This window comes from Natronorubrum tibetense GA33 (assembly GCF_000383975.1).
GTDB lineage: Archaea > Halobacteriota > Halobacteria > Halobacteriales > Natrialbaceae > Natronorubrum > Natronorubrum tibetense.
This window is the reverse complement of the sequence record NZ_KB913017.1, coordinates 1,627,811-1,640,885: the sequence shown is the minus strand read 5'-3', so window position 1 is coordinate 1,640,885 and position 13,075 is coordinate 1,627,811. Positions and strand designations below refer to the sequence as shown.

Below are 13,075 nucleotides of genomic sequence, written 5' to 3'. Positions count from 1 at the left end.
GTTAGTGTCGTTTCCAACGAGGATAGCGACCGTCTCAGTCGTCGAGCAGCGGCTCCGGCCGCGCCGATCGGATCGACTGTACCGATTCGAGTTTGCTTCGTTCGATCGTTCCGGACAGCGTCTCCCACTCTTCGGTCAATCCGTACTCGCTGAGGACGGTCAACAGGAGTTCGCCGGGACCGATGTACGTGATCGAGCCGAAAGCCCACGTCGAGGTCCCGCTCGGGAGGTGGCTCTGTTCGCGCGGCCGACGGAACTCGAGGACGCCCCCGAGGGACCGCCGCGTCGCGACCGCGAGATCCCTGGCCTCCTCGAAGCGGTTGATCGGGAACTCGCGGCTGTCGCCGACGAGCAGCCCCGCCTCGCCCGTCTCGAGGACCGTCGTCACGTCGGTGCGCCCGGCTTCGATGAGCAGTGAGACGACGTCGATCGAGGATCCCTCGCCGTTGATTACGTCGATATGCCGTCGAATGTGACCGCCCTGTTGGGGGACCACGTCGTTCGTCGACGTCGTCTCGCTGGGTTCGTACTCGAGGAGATCCGCGTTCGAGATGTTGGCGTCGACGCCGTGTGCGAGCAAGACGCCGTCCAGCGTGATGCTCGAGGCGGTCGCCAGCCGAACGTCGCCGGGGTCGTCCTCGCCGCTCTCCGCCAACGAAACCGGAATCGGCCCCAGCGGGAGGTCCTCGAGACGTTCGATTAGGTCGAGCGCCGCGTCGACGTTGGATGCCGGGAGGTAGGCCGTTGAAGCGACGAGCGCACCGCTGTCGTCGATCGGATCGTAGCTCACGCGGCTGGTGAGCGTGGCGATCCGGGCCCGGAGCTGTTCGAGACGCGTGTTGACGTCTCCCTTCTCGAGTTCGGTTCGTCCCTTCGACGTTAGCTGGCGGCCCTGGCCCGGCACTTTTTCGGTCAGTCCGAGGTCGTCGAGTTCGGAGAGCCGAAGTCTGATCGTTCGGTCCTTGATATCGTATCCGTGGAGCTGCATCAGTTCGAAGAGTTGGATGCTGCCGATCGGTCCGTGCCGATCCACGAGGCGAAGGAGATCGTACGTGCGTCGCTCGAGTTCCGGCGCCATCTACTATCTCAGTAGTGGGGGATCATCACCAAGGTTTGGTTTCGTGGGTCGACCGACTCGAGCGAAGCGAGGTAACCTTTTAACCCCGCTGAAAAAAGAATAGGGTGGCATACTGTTGCCAGTGTGTAAAAGAATGACATTCGGAAGATCAGCAACGAACGACCGGACCGTAGCGGAGCGCTGCAACGACTACCTGATGCCGATCCGGAAGCGTCTGGACGCACCGATCGAGCGGGCTGACAATTTCACACTGGAGGACTTCGACGGCAACGGGTCTCTCGATCCCTTCTCCGGCACCGCCGTCGCGAACGTCGATCACGGCAACGGGGCCATCGGCGACGCACTCGAAGTCGAGACCACAGGTGGAGCCGATGTCTGATGAATCACGCGCCGCAGCCTTCCGGGAGTCCGTACAGGGCTCGTCGGTCGAACTCGCCTACGCCGGCCACAAGACGTTCCTCAAGGGTGAACCTCGCGAGGTCGAGAACGTCGACGACGTCGACGCGGCCGCGCTCGGGATCCCCTACGACGGCGCGGTCTCGAACCGACCCGGAGCCAGATACGGTCCCGAGGCGATCCGTTCGGCCAGCGGCTGGTGGGCGTACCTCTCCGATTACAAGGGCGGACTGACGAACATGCAGACCGGCGAGCAAGTTAACTTCGACGACCTCACCGTCGCGGACTGTGGCGACGTGCCGGTCTTCCCGATGGACAGCGAGACGACGGCAGAGAGCATCACGGCCCACGTCGCGACCGTCGCCGATCAGACCTTTCCGGTCGTCCTCGGCGGTGACCACTACTGTACGTTTCCCGCCGTTCGCGGCTTCGCCGAGGGGGCCGGCCACGACCGCGTGGGATTCGTCCAGATCGACGCCCACACCGACACCGTCTCCGAGAGTCCGGTCTTCGGAACGGACTTCCACGGCTCGAGTACGGCGCTGATCGCCGACTCGCCTCACACGGAGTACAGCGACGTGAGCCAGGTCGGCATCCGCGGCTACGAATCGCCCGAATTCTTCGAGTTCGCCGACGAAACTGGACTGAACCTCTACACGATGCGGGATATCGAGACGGAAGGCATCGTCTCGGTCGTCGAGGACGCGGTCGAAGCGGCGGCCGAAGATACCGATGCCGTCTACGTCTCGTTCGACATCGACGCCATCGATCCGAGCGTCGCGCCGGGAACCGGCACCCCGGTCCCGGGGGGTCTCACCGCCGGACAGGCACTGAAAACGATGGAAGTGCTCGGCGCGAGCGACGCGGTCGGCGCGATGGACCTGATGGAGGTCGCCCCGCGCTACGACGCGACCGAAGGGACCGAACGGATCGCGGCGTATCTCCTCGTGACGCTGCTCGAGCGACAGTTCGCAGAATGATCGACACTCCCACAAACCGATGACGAAGACACCGAGGCCGACGGTCGGAACCGAACGGACGAGCGACGTCGCCGAATCGGTCATCCGCGAGATGACTCGAGCGGCGATCAGCGAGGGCGCGATCAACCTCTCGCAGGGCATCCCCGACGAGGACGAAACGCCGCCGGAGATCAAGCGGGCCGCTCGGGAGGCCATCGACACCGACAGCCAGTACACGATCACCTGGGGGTTGCCGGAACTCAGGGAGGCCGTCTCCGAGCGCTACGCCGACTGGAAAGGCATCACCTACGACCCCGAGACGGAGGTGACGATCACCAGCGGGACCAGCGAGGCGATCATGTCGACGATGCTCTCGCTCGCCGGCCCCGGCGACGAGGTGATCTACTTCGAACCCGTCTACGAGAGCTACATCCCCGCGAGTCAGTTCGCCGGGGCAACCGCGATTCCGATCGACATCACCGACGACCTCGAGATCGACGTGGATCGGCTCGCCGACGCCGCCGAACGCGCGCGGATCCTCGTGCTCAACACGCCGATGAATCCGACGGGAAAGGTGTTCAGCCGCGCGGAACTCGAGGCGATCGAGGAGATCGTCCTCGAACACGACCTCATCGTACTGACCGACGAGATTTACGAACACATCGTCTACGACGACGACTACTGCAGCCCCGTCGAGGTCGGCGACCTCGCCGAGCGCACCGTCGTCTGTACGGGGATGTCGAAAACGTTCAGCGTCACGGGCTGGCGGGTCGGCTTCTGTCTCGCGCCCGAATACCTCTCGAAAGAGCTGCGAAAGGTCCACGACTACACGAGCATCTGTGCGCCCACGCCGTTCCAGCGGGCCGGCGTCGAGGCGCTGTCGCTCCCGGACTCGTACTATCGGGAGCTATCGGACTCCTACGAACGGCGGCGAAACCTCCTCTACGACGGCTTGCTGGAGGCCGGGTTGGAGCCGATCAAGCCGGACGGTGCGTACTACATCATGACGCGGTACCCGACCGACGAGTCCGACATCGAGTTCTGTTACCGGTTGATCCGCGAGGCCGGCGTGGCCGCCGTCCCCGGCAGCAGTTTCTACACCGACCCCGACGCGGAGGCCGACTGGATTCGGTTTACCTTTTCTCGGAATCAGGCGACGCTCGAGGAGGCAATCGACAGACTGCTCGAAAACCGCTGGTGGTAGGCTCCGCGCCCCGATGCGCCGCGCGGCTCAGTTCGTCGTCGACCGCGAGTTGTCCTCCGGTTCCGGCGGCGGTTCGGCGCCCTCGATCGCTTCCGCGGCGTCGGTGTCCTTCTCGACTTCCACGTGCCAGCGGTCGATCTCCTCGTCGAACTCGGCGAGGCGATCAGAGACGTCGTCTTTGAGGGCGTCGTCGTTGACGTTAACCTCGAAGACGAACTGCTCGCCGTTGCCGCCGTTGCGCGTCGACTGCTGGATGTTGGCGCTGACGAGTTCGTTGTCGAAGTAGTACGGCGCAAGCTGCGTCATCACGTTCTGGTAGACCGTGTCCTCGACCCGGCGGAAGGCCTTGCGGCTGGCGGAGTCGGCCGCCCGCGCGACGTAGTCGATCGACTCCTTCCAGTTGCCGACTGCAGCTTCCGCGTCGTCCTCCTCGAGTCGTTCGTACGACTCCGAGAGCTTCTCGCCGGCCGTCTTGATGTCCTCGTCGGGGTTCTTGCCGGCCTTTTCGCCCTTTCCTTCCTCGATACTGGCCTGCTCTGATGTCTTCTCGCTGACATCGGTATCGAGGGTCTCGTGGGCCTTGGGTCGCCACTCGTCCCACTCCCCGAACGCGCGCGCGAAGTTCGCGTGGTAATCTGCATCAGGGTCGTGGACGCCGGCGTCTCGGAGCGCGCGCGTAATGCGCTCGCCGTGTTCGACGATGTCGCCCCAGTCGCCGCGGACTTTGAATCCCGAGATACTCTCTTCCATTCGGCTGGCCGGTTGGTAGGAGATGGACCGCTATAAACTTCCTTGCTGCGAGCAAATGGTGCCGGCGAGCGCGAGCGTCAGTACTGTTGATCCGTCAGCTCCGAACCGCCCGTCGACTGACCGCTCGTTCCCTGCCGCGTCGGTCCTGTTCGCGCATTCCTCGCCCGGACTAATGATGGTCACGCTGCCGGCCATCTATCTGTCGAAGAGGCGATAGATCACCGCGTGAATCGGTCGGTCTGTGAGAACGATCACCGTGGCGCGTCCTCCCGCCGTCCGCGGCGGACCGATACGATGAACTACCCGGCGACAGCCTGTAGAGATATGCCGATCGAAGACCGGGACAACGCGTATCTCATCACTCACGCACTGGCGAAAGACACGCTCTCGCGGCTTCGCGATGTCGAGACCGAGCAGGTCAGCTTCCGAAAGGGACTGGTGAAACTCGGGCGTATCTGTGGCTACGAGATCATCGACGGCCGGATGGAGACCGAGTACGTCGAGATCGAAACCCCGCTCGAGCCCACGATGGGCGAGCGCGTCCGCGGGCTCGACGATGTCGTGATCATCAACGTCCTGCGCGCGGCGACGCCGTTCGTGGAGGGGCTGCTAAAGGCGTTCCCCCGCGCGCGACAGGGGGTTATCAGCGCAAGCCGCGACGAAGAGGCCGGCCGCGACGAGGACGGCTCGTTCCCCATCTCCGTAGACTACGTGAAACTGCCCGAGATCACCGAGGAAGACACCGTGATCGTCGCGGACCCGATGCTCGCGACGGGGAGTACGATGTGTACCGTCCTCGAGCACGTCATCGAGAACTCGCCGGAGCCGGAGAACCTGATCGTCCTCTCGGCGGTCTCCGCCCCCGACGGATTGCTCCGCGTCGACGAGGAGTGTCCGCAGGCGGACCTGCTGACGGTGTCGATCGACGACTACCTCGACGACGACGGCTTCATCGTCCCCGGGCTTGGCGACGCCGGCGACCGCGCGTTCCGAACGACCTAACCAATCACTCGCGCTGCCGTCGCCTTTTTGCGAGTTGACCGTGAGTCTGTGACATGGACTACAGCGTCGTCGATCCGGACGAACTCGAGCCGATCGAAGACCGAGACTGTGATCTCCGCCTGATGAGCGAGCCAGCCGGCCTCGAGAACGTCGCCATCAACCGATTTCGAGCGGAACCGGGCGAGCAGTTGCCCCTGGTCTACCACTATCACGAGCAACAGGAGGAGGCGTTTATCGTCCAGTCGGGGACGCTTCACGTCGAGACGCCCGACGGCGAGTACGAGGTGCCGGCGGGGTCGGTGTTCGCGGTCCGCCCCGAAGCGCCACAGCGGGCGTACAACCCCGAGAATGCCGAGACGGCGGTCGAGGTCTTCGCGATCGGTGCCCCGCCCGTCAGCGGCGACGCGGTGAAGTACGAACCGGACGCCGAGTGAGCGAAATCTCGCAACTCGAGGCTGTTCGATTATCGATTCATCGCAACTCGAGACGGCCTCGAGCGACACTCCGCTCGTCACCGGACGCGGCTACTGATCCGTCCCGCAAGTATCGATCCCGAACAGTGCGTTCATCGGGCAGCGCTGGATGACCGCCGTCGCAAAGATATCGCTCCCGGCGACGAACGCGAGCGTGCCGAGCGTCCGATTTCGGTTTCGGTAGCCGAACACGAGTAACGCGAGGCCGACCACGACGCGCCAGACGCGATCGAACCCGCCGACGTTTCGATCCATGCCCGGAAACACGAGTGCGACCTCCGTAGGGGTTTCCGTGCAGTCGGGCGGATTCCCTCTCAGCCATCCGGTGGTCACGAACCCCTTCGTTTCCGGTCGAACCGACCGCAGAAGCCGTTTTGACGGGATACGGCGGCTATCGGTCGAGGGGAAACGGTCATCCGGAACTTCCGCGCGATTCGCGGTTCTGTTACTCCTCGGACTCCGACTCTTCGTCCCCGCTCGAGAGCCCGTCGGTTCGCTCGCGCTCGAGCGCCGGCGCGGCCTCGTGGGAATCAGCGTAGCCGTCGAACCAGCGGGCGATACGCTCGATCCGGTCGACGACGTGAGCCGGTTCGCCGGAGCGGGAGAGTTCGTGGCCCTCCCGTGGGTAGCGAACCAGACGCGTGTCGACGCCGTGTTTCTGCAGACCGAGGTAGAACAGTTCGGCCGTGTTCGCGGGCGTGCGGTAATCGCAATCGGAGTGTATCACGAGCGTCGGCGTGTCGACGCCGTCGACGTGGGCGGCGGGCGACTGCTCCCAGAGGAATTCGGGTTCCTCCCAGGGCGTCGTCCCGAAGTCGCCCTCGATCAGTTTGAACGCGTCCGTCGAGCCGTAGAAGCTCGTGAGATCGTAGACGCCCCGCTGGGAGACCGCAGCCTCGAAGCGGTCGGTCTGGGTGACCGCCCAGGCGGTCATGAAGCCGCCGAAGCTGCCACCCGTGACGAACCGCTCGTCTTCGTCGACGTACTCGCGCTCGCAGACCGCGTCGACCCCGGCGAGTACGTCGGTTAGGGTCACGTCGCCCCAGTCGCGCTCGATGGCCGTCGCGTGCTCCTCGCCGTAGCCCGTCGATCCCCGCGGGTTGCACCAGAAGACGACGTAGCCCCGCGCCGCGAGCGTCTGGAACTCGTGCCACATCGTCCCCGCAGTCGTCCACTGGGCGTGTGGCCCGCCGTGAATCTCGACGACGAGCGGGTACTGTTCGTCGGTCGCATCGGCGTCGAATTCGGGTGGCGTGAGGAGCCAGCCCTGAATCCGCCGACGCTCCTCGCTCTCACTCGACTCCTCGCCGACCTCGAACCACACCTCCTCGGGCTGACGAACGGGCTTGTCCGCGAGATAGTCGGCGTTGACCCGCGTCAACCGGTGGACCTCGTTGCCTCCGCGCGTAGTGACGAAGATATCGCCGGGGTGGTCCCACTCGCTTACGACGTAGGCGACGGCGTTCTCGCCGACGGAGAAGCCGCCGATGTCAGCGCCGTCGCCGTACACCTTCGCGGGTTCCTCGCTCGCGTCACCCGGGACCGACCACAGCACCCGCGAGCCCTCGTCGGGCGTCGAGAGGTACAGCGTCTCGCCGTCGGGCGACCACTCGAAGCCACAGTTGTGGCCGACGGTCCGATCCAGCGGCTCCGTCGGCGTTCGCTCCTCGCCGGTTTCGCGGTCGTGCACTCGAATCTCGGTCTGGCGCATCGAGGCGTTCTCCTCGGGGGTGTACTCGAAGGCGATCCGGCCGTCTTCGGTCGCCTCGAGCGACGAGACCCACCCCGTCGTCTGCGTGAACGAGTGGACGACTCCCGACGAGAGATCGCGTTCGTACAGCTCGTAGGTGAGCGAGTCGTCCGGCACTTCGCCGGTCTTGGCGGCGTAGTAGACCGTCTCGCCGTCGCCCCACGTCGGTGCGACGTAGTCCCGGTCGACGGGCTGGTCGTCCGTCCCGGTGAGCCGCGTGATCGCGTCGCCGTCGAGGTCGTCCGTCTCGGAGGACTCGAGCGCGGCCGCGACCTCGAGCGTGTAGATGTGACTTCGGCGGCCGTCGAGATACTCGGTTCCGGCGCGGTAGATCATCCGATCGATCACGCGCGGATCCGGTTCCTCGGATTCGTAGTCGGCATCGACCGCGAGGTCGCGGTCCGCCTCGCGGTCGTCGGCGGTGACCTGCTGGGTAAAGAGTAGTCGAGAACCGTCAGGGCTCCACTCGAGGTCGCCGATGCCGCCGACGACCGAGGTCACTCGCCGTGCTTCGCCGCCGTCGGTCGGGACGAGCCACAGCTGTTGGCGGTCGGTCTCGCCACGGGTACTGGCGAACGCGAGCCAGTCGCCGTCCGGACTGAAGCGAGGCTGGCTGTCGACGCCGTCGCTGGCGGTGAACTGTCTCGGTTCGTCGCCGCCGACCGGGACGACGTAGATCGACGCGGTGTACGACTCGTCGTCCTCGGGCGTTCGACGGACGAAGGCGACGCGCTCGTCGCCGGGTTCGAACTGCGGATCGCTCACCTGCACGAGGTCGTGGTAATCGGCGGCCTGAATCGGTTGCATATCCAATACTCTCCGGTCGTGGCCCTTGTTCGCATCGATACGATCGATGTCGTCGAATCCGCATCGGTTGTCGGGTCGTCCTCGCACAATCTGTCTCGGGTGGCCGACCGACCTCGAGCGGACGATCGACCGAAACGTTCGTTTCAGTTGATTCTTTACCCCGAACGCCTTACACGCCACTCGTGTCCCCTCGAGACGCAGTCGATCCGGTCGAAACGGACGACCGACAGCCCGAGCCAGCGGACCGGCGATTTCGACTCGCGAGCGGCGTCTACGGCGGCGTGCTCCTCGCCGGAATCGCGTCAGTACTCGCCCCGGCGGTCGGGATCTCGTCGCTCGGCCCCGTCGCCACCTACCCGTTCGGCTTCGCCGGCGGATTTGTCGGCGGAGCCGCGCTCGCGAGAGCAGACCGCCACCTCCCGGCCCGACTCGGCCAAACACTCGGTCGTCGACTGGCCGTCGTCGCTCCGGCGCTCGTCTTCGGTCTCCTCTGGCTCGTCACACTCGAGGGTATCGCCGGAGACGTCGCGCTCGTCTCGGCGATTCTCGTCTTCGCGGCGGGCTACGTCCTCTCACAATTGGCCGGGAATCGATACGTCGATAGCGTGACGCCCGGCGACCCCGAGGAAACCTGGCGGTGGGACCCGCCCGGCTCCCTCCGGCTCGACGCCGCGCTCTTCGTCTTCTACGTCGCGCTCGGCGCGGGCAACGCCGCCGGCGGAAACTGGGAGCAGGCGCTGCTGTGGCTCTCACTCGGGATCGTCTGGATCGGGACCTGTCTCGCGGAAGGACGGTGGGCGTTCGGTCCCGGACGGGATCGCTGTGAGATCCAGGTCTACGAGACCGGGTTGGTCAAACGACGACCCTACACGAAGTCGTTCGTCGCGTGGCACGATATCAACCATACCCGCCTACGCGGCGACGAACTCGTCCTCGATTACGGCCTGCGCGACGTGCGCTTCGACCGCGACGAACTCGAGGATTCGGAAGCCGTCCTCAAGGCTGTCGATCGGCGGTTGTCGGAGGTTGGCTCACGATACTAGTAGCGAGCCACGTGAGCGAACCCGACGAAAAAAGGTACGTATGCAGACTGACGTCACAGAGCGTGACGCACACCACCGACGGCACTCACTCGAGATCCACTCGCCCGCTCGTTGCGCTCCGCAACCGATCCCGAAACGCGTCGACTTCCGCGAGCGGCACCTGGACCTCGAAGGAGACCGACGCCTGGTAGTCGGCCTCGAACTCGTAACCCTCGCTCTCGAGAATTCCCCGAACCGTCCCCGAGTCGTCGTACTCGACGCCGATCGAGACCGTCTCGTGGGGACGTTCCTCGACGATCCCGGCTTCCTCGACGGCCTCTTTGACCGCTCGAGAGTAGGCCCGGACGAGACCGCCGACGCCGAGGTTGGTGCCGCCGTAGTAGCGCGTGACGACGACCGCGCAGTTCTCGATCTTCTGCTGGGCGAGGACGTTCAGCGCCGGCTTCCCCGCGGAGCCGGAGGGTTCGCCGTCGTCGCTCGAGTACTCGCGGAGAAAGCCGCTGTCGGCGGTCGCGTCCGCGTCGTCCGTTCCCGTTCTTGCATTCGCATCTGTTCCTGCACCCGCATCCGTTCCCGCACCCGCGCCAGTACCGCCGACTCGCACTCGATAGGCGGGCACGTTGTGGGTGGCGTCGGCGTACTCCTCGTCGACGGCGTCGACGAATGCCTCGGCGGCGTCGACGGAGTCGACCGGGCGAACGTGACCGATGAACTCCGATCCCTGGACGACAAACTCGGCGGTCGCAGGCTCGGCAACCGTCAGGTACGTGCGGCTCACGGCCGATCACCGCCCGCTCGCAACTGACGATCACACCGTCGACGCGTCCGTCGCTGCCGCTCGAGCATAGTGCTACTTCACCGGCGCGCGAAAAGAGCACGTCGGTCCCAGTCCGACTCGGTTGGGGTCCCCCGTTCTGGCGAATTCCACGGCGTCCGACTCGAGTCACCTGCCTGAAACCCCACGTTCTTAATGCACACTGTGGTACACACACTCATGAGCGATGCGACCATCGACCCCACGTTCGCCGACGAGCTAAAGAGCGTCTGTCGAACGACGGTCGGCGACGAACTGCGGAGTATCACCTACTTCACCGAGGCGGACGTCGAACAGCTCTATCTCCGCTCGGATCTCGATCAGACCGCCGATCTGGTCGGCTTTGCGGATCACGAGCGACTCGGCTTTCGCTCGCAGTCGGCGTACCGGAACACGCAACTCGGCGAGTACGGGGCGACGATCCGGATGTTCGAAAACGGCTACCTCTCGCGGGTGATTCGCGGTCCCCACGGCGTTTGGGTGACGACCGACTCCATGTCGATGGATCGATTCGAGGAGCTCACGAGCGCGCTCGAGTCGGTTCTCGACCAATTCGCCGACGACGTCGACACCGAGAGCGAGTGAGCGAGCGGGGTCGAATTTCGACTACTGGATCTCCATCTTCCGGACGAACTCGAGTTCGCGGATCGCGGTGAAGACCTCGCCGGAGAGCTCCTGGTCGGTGATCAAGTAGAGTTGGGGCTCGTCAGTGAACTCCGGATCCTCGCTGATCGTCTGGCGGATCGAGATGCCGTGTTCGGCAAGCGTGCCCGTGACCCCCGCGACGATCCCCTTCTGGTCGGCGTCGTCGGGCGTGATGGTCAACACCGTGAGATCGAGCACCGGTGCGAGATCCATCAGGCTCGGCACCTGCGAAATGTTTTGAAAGATGCGACGCAGTTCGGGATCGTCGAGGATGACGTCGGTCGTCGAGTCGACGACGCGGCGATCGACGCCGATCTCGCGGGCGATACCCGTGTTCGGAATCTCGATGCCGCCCGACACGACGCGACCGTCGTCGTTGACGGAGAACCCGCGCTCGAGTAGGAGCCGAATAACCGCCTGCTGGCTCGGCGATCCCTCGAACTTTTCCATGATCTCGTCGAACATTCGTTCGCGTATCTATGCGTGCTGGGGTATAATGTCCGGTGATCGACTGCTGGGGCGGCTCCATCACCGGCAAACCCCGCGGAGTACCGCCGGAACGGGTGGAAACGGACCGCTCGAGCGTCGAGACGAGACGGCGGACACGAGCGCACGGCGTCTGACGGGCGATTTTTGAAGGTCCAGCCAGTAGCTACCCCCATGCGCGCACTCCGGAGCTGTGACTTCTGTGACGGCGAGGCCGTCGGGACCTTCGAGGCCCTCCCGCCCGAACTCGAGCCGACCGAGACCGAACAGCGGCGTATCGTGCTCTGTTCCGACTGTCGAGATCAGCTCGAGGACCTCCTCGAGCCGTTGCTCGCCCGTGCTGGCGTCGAAACCCGCACCGCGACCGCCGGCGGAGACGCGGAACCGCCGACCGATGCCGAGTCCACTGACACGATGGCGTCACCGTCCGATATCGAGACCGGCGACAGCGGAACCGTCGTCGCCTCGGCGAACGAGTCGACGCAGAAGCGAGGGCGGACCTCGAGTCCGAACGCAACCATCTCGGGACCGGAAACGGGCGAAACGGATGAGACGGATGAGACCGACGAAACGGGCAGGACGGACGGGGCGGGCGAGACAGATGAGACGGACGAAACCGATGCAGACGGCGACTCGAAGACCGATCCGACGCTCGAGGGCGGGATCACCTTCGAACGAGCCGACACCTCGTCGGAGTCGGGCGACGCCACGGCCGACGGATCACCGAGCCAGCAGTCCGCGAACCGACCGCCGAAGGCCTACGGGAAGGTCATCCGACTGCTGCAAAACCGCGAGTTCCCCATGCCGCGGGCTGCCGTCGAGAACCTGGCCGCCGGCGCCTACGACCTCGAGTCACACGAGGTCGAGGCGGTCGTCGACCACGCACTCGAGGAAGGCGAGTTCGTCGAGAACCGCGACACCCTCGAGCGACCCTAAAGCGTTCCCTTCGTACTCGGCGTCCCCGTCCGGCGCTCGTCGACCCGCGTTGCGTCGTCGAGCGCCCGTGTCAGGGCTTTGAACAGCGCCTCGACCTCGTGGTGGGCGTTCTCGCCGGTGACCTCGCAGTGGACGGTGAGGCCCGCGTTCATCGCCAGCGACTCCCCGAAGTGGCGAGCCATGTCGCTCGTGAAGTCGCCGATTTGGGCCTGCGAGAACGTCCCGTCGAAGTAAAACCGCGGGCGGCCGCTCACGTCGACGACCGCGCCGGCGACGGCCTCGTCCAGCGGGACCTTCCGATCCGCGTAGCGAACGATGCCCGATCGATCGCCCAGTGCCTCGTCGAACGCCTCACCGAGGACGATCGCCACGTCCTCGACCGTGTGGTGGTCGTCGATCTCGAGGTCGCCGTCGCAGTCGATCTCGAGGTCGAACAGCCCGTGTTTGGCGAACGACGTCAGCATGTGGTCGAAAAAGCCGACTCCGGTGTCTACATCGGCGTCGCCGCTACCGTCGATCGACAGCGTACATTCGATCGACGTCTCGGCGGTCTCGCGCGTGATGGTCGCCGTTCGCTCGCTCATACCGTTGCGATGTCGCCGCCGGTACAAGGAAATTGCGCTCGGGATCAGTCAGTATGAACGAACTCATTCGAGTGCAGCCCCCAATTCGGGAATTGTGACCAGTTCAAACAGCCAGAATATAATCAGCGCCTCAGAATTGGCTATAAAA

15 protein-coding genes are annotated in these 13,075 nt (G+C 64.9%); 8 read left to right on the top strand and 7 right to left on the bottom strand.

Going from position 1 to position 13,075, the window contains the following annotated elements:
• Positions 1 to 34: 34 nt before the first annotated feature.
• Positions 35 to 1,078 (bottom strand): NrpR regulatory domain-containing protein, encoded by a 1,044-nt coding sequence (locus NATTI_RS0108530; RefSeq protein ID WP_006092646.1) that lies wholly within the window; start codon positions 1,076 to 1,078, stop codon positions 35 to 37.
• Positions 1,079 to 1,211: 133 nt separating this feature from the next.
• On the opposite strand from NATTI_RS0108530, the gene NATTI_RS0108525 reads away from it, so the two are divergent.
• Genes NATTI_RS0108525 through NATTI_RS0108515 form a run of 3 tightly spaced genes read left to right on the top strand, consistent with a single transcriptional unit; the run spans position 1,212 to position 3,637 of the window.
• Positions 1,212 to 1,457 (top strand): aminotransferase class III, encoded by a 246-nt coding sequence (locus NATTI_RS0108525; protein WP_241434419.1) that lies wholly within the window; start codon positions 1,212 to 1,214, stop codon positions 1,455 to 1,457.
• A complete protein-coding gene (locus NATTI_RS0108520; RefSeq protein WP_006092648.1) occupies positions 1,450 to 2,454 on the top strand; it encodes an agmatinase family protein in 1,005 nt (334 codons plus the stop codon). The genes NATTI_RS0108525 and NATTI_RS0108520 overlap by 8 nt, the downstream gene beginning before the upstream one ends.
• A 19-nt stretch (positions 2,455 to 2,473) precedes the next feature.
• Positions 2,474 to 3,637: a pyridoxal phosphate-dependent aminotransferase gene (locus NATTI_RS0108515; RefSeq protein WP_006092649.1), complete on the top strand. Its 1,164-nt coding sequence runs from the start codon at positions 2,474 to 2,476 to the stop codon at positions 3,635 to 3,637.
• A 27-nt stretch (positions 3,638 to 3,664) separates the two neighbouring features.
• Here the strand turns inward: NATTI_RS0108515 and NATTI_RS0108510 are convergent, their stop codons facing one another.
• Positions 3,665 to 4,387, bottom strand: a complete 723-nt coding sequence (locus NATTI_RS0108510; protein WP_006092650.1) for a DUF5828 family protein — start codon at positions 4,385 to 4,387, stop codon at positions 3,665 to 3,667.
• A 324-nt stretch (positions 4,388 to 4,711) separates the two neighbouring features.
• Here NATTI_RS0108510 and upp point away from each other — a divergent pair, with 324 nt between their 5' ends.
• Positions 4,712 to 5,389 (top strand): uracil phosphoribosyltransferase, encoded by a 678-nt coding sequence (upp, locus tag NATTI_RS0108505; protein WP_006092651.1) that lies wholly within the window; start codon positions 4,712 to 4,714, stop codon positions 5,387 to 5,389.
• 53 nt (positions 5,390 to 5,442) lie between these two features.
• Entirely contained in the window at positions 5,443 to 5,823 is a 381-nt protein-coding gene (locus tag NATTI_RS0108500; protein WP_006092652.1) for a cupin domain-containing protein, read from the top strand.
• Between the two features lie 90 nt (positions 5,824 to 5,913).
• On the opposite strand, the gene NATTI_RS0108495 is transcribed toward NATTI_RS0108500, so the two are convergent.
• Together NATTI_RS0108495 and NATTI_RS0108490 are read right to left on the bottom strand one after the other, a co-directional pair.
• On the bottom strand, positions 5,914 to 6,117 hold the full coding sequence (locus NATTI_RS0108495) for a YgaP family membrane protein (RefSeq protein ID WP_006092653.1): 204 nt from the start codon (positions 6,115 to 6,117) through the stop codon (positions 5,914 to 5,916).
• A gap of 190 nt (positions 6,118 to 6,307) precedes the next feature.
• On the bottom strand, positions 6,308 to 8,419 hold the full coding sequence (locus NATTI_RS0108490; protein WP_020657234.1) for a S9 family peptidase: 2,112 nt from the start codon (positions 8,417 to 8,419) through the stop codon (positions 6,308 to 6,310).
• A gap of 182 nt (positions 8,420 to 8,601) precedes the next feature.
• Between NATTI_RS0108490 and NATTI_RS0108485 the strand changes: the two genes are divergently transcribed.
• A complete protein-coding gene (locus tag NATTI_RS0108485) occupies positions 8,602 to 9,462 on the top strand; it encodes a hypothetical protein (protein WP_006092655.1) in 861 nt (286 codons plus the stop codon).
• 85 nt (positions 9,463 to 9,547) lie between these two features.
• On the opposite strand, the gene NATTI_RS0108480 is transcribed toward NATTI_RS0108485, so the two are convergent.
• On the bottom strand, positions 9,548 to 10,240 hold the full coding sequence (locus tag NATTI_RS0108480) for an IMPACT family protein (protein WP_006092656.1): 693 nt from the start codon (positions 10,238 to 10,240) through the stop codon (positions 9,548 to 9,550).
• A gap of 216 nt (positions 10,241 to 10,456) precedes the next feature.
• Here NATTI_RS0108480 and NATTI_RS0108475 point away from each other — a divergent pair, with 216 nt between their 5' ends.
• The gene (locus NATTI_RS0108475; protein ID WP_006092657.1) at positions 10,457 to 10,861 is read left to right on the top strand and encodes a DUF7522 family protein; all 405 of its coding nucleotides are present in this window, start codon (positions 10,457 to 10,459) and stop codon (positions 10,859 to 10,861) included.
• Positions 10,862 to 10,882: 21 nt separating this feature from the next.
• On the opposite strand, the gene NATTI_RS0108470 is transcribed toward NATTI_RS0108475, so the two are convergent.
• Positions 10,883 to 11,386, bottom strand: coding sequence for an amino acid-binding protein (locus NATTI_RS0108470; RefSeq protein ID WP_019991748.1), 504 nt, complete (start codon positions 11,384 to 11,386; stop codon positions 10,883 to 10,885).
• A gap of 195 nt (positions 11,387 to 11,581) precedes the next feature.
• Between NATTI_RS0108470 and NATTI_RS0108460 the strand changes: the two genes are divergently transcribed.
• Complete coding sequence (locus tag NATTI_RS0108460; RefSeq protein WP_006092660.1) at positions 11,582 to 12,343, top strand: hypothetical protein; 762 nt, start codon at positions 11,582 to 11,584, stop codon at positions 12,341 to 12,343.
• Here the strand turns inward: NATTI_RS0108460 and hisB are convergent.
• On the bottom strand, positions 12,340 to 12,927 hold the full coding sequence (gene hisB, locus NATTI_RS0108455) for an imidazoleglycerol-phosphate dehydratase HisB (protein ID WP_006092661.1): 588 nt from the start codon (positions 12,925 to 12,927) through the stop codon (positions 12,340 to 12,342). The genes NATTI_RS0108460 and hisB overlap by 4 nt on opposite strands.
• Positions 12,928 to 13,075: the final 148 nt, after the last annotated feature.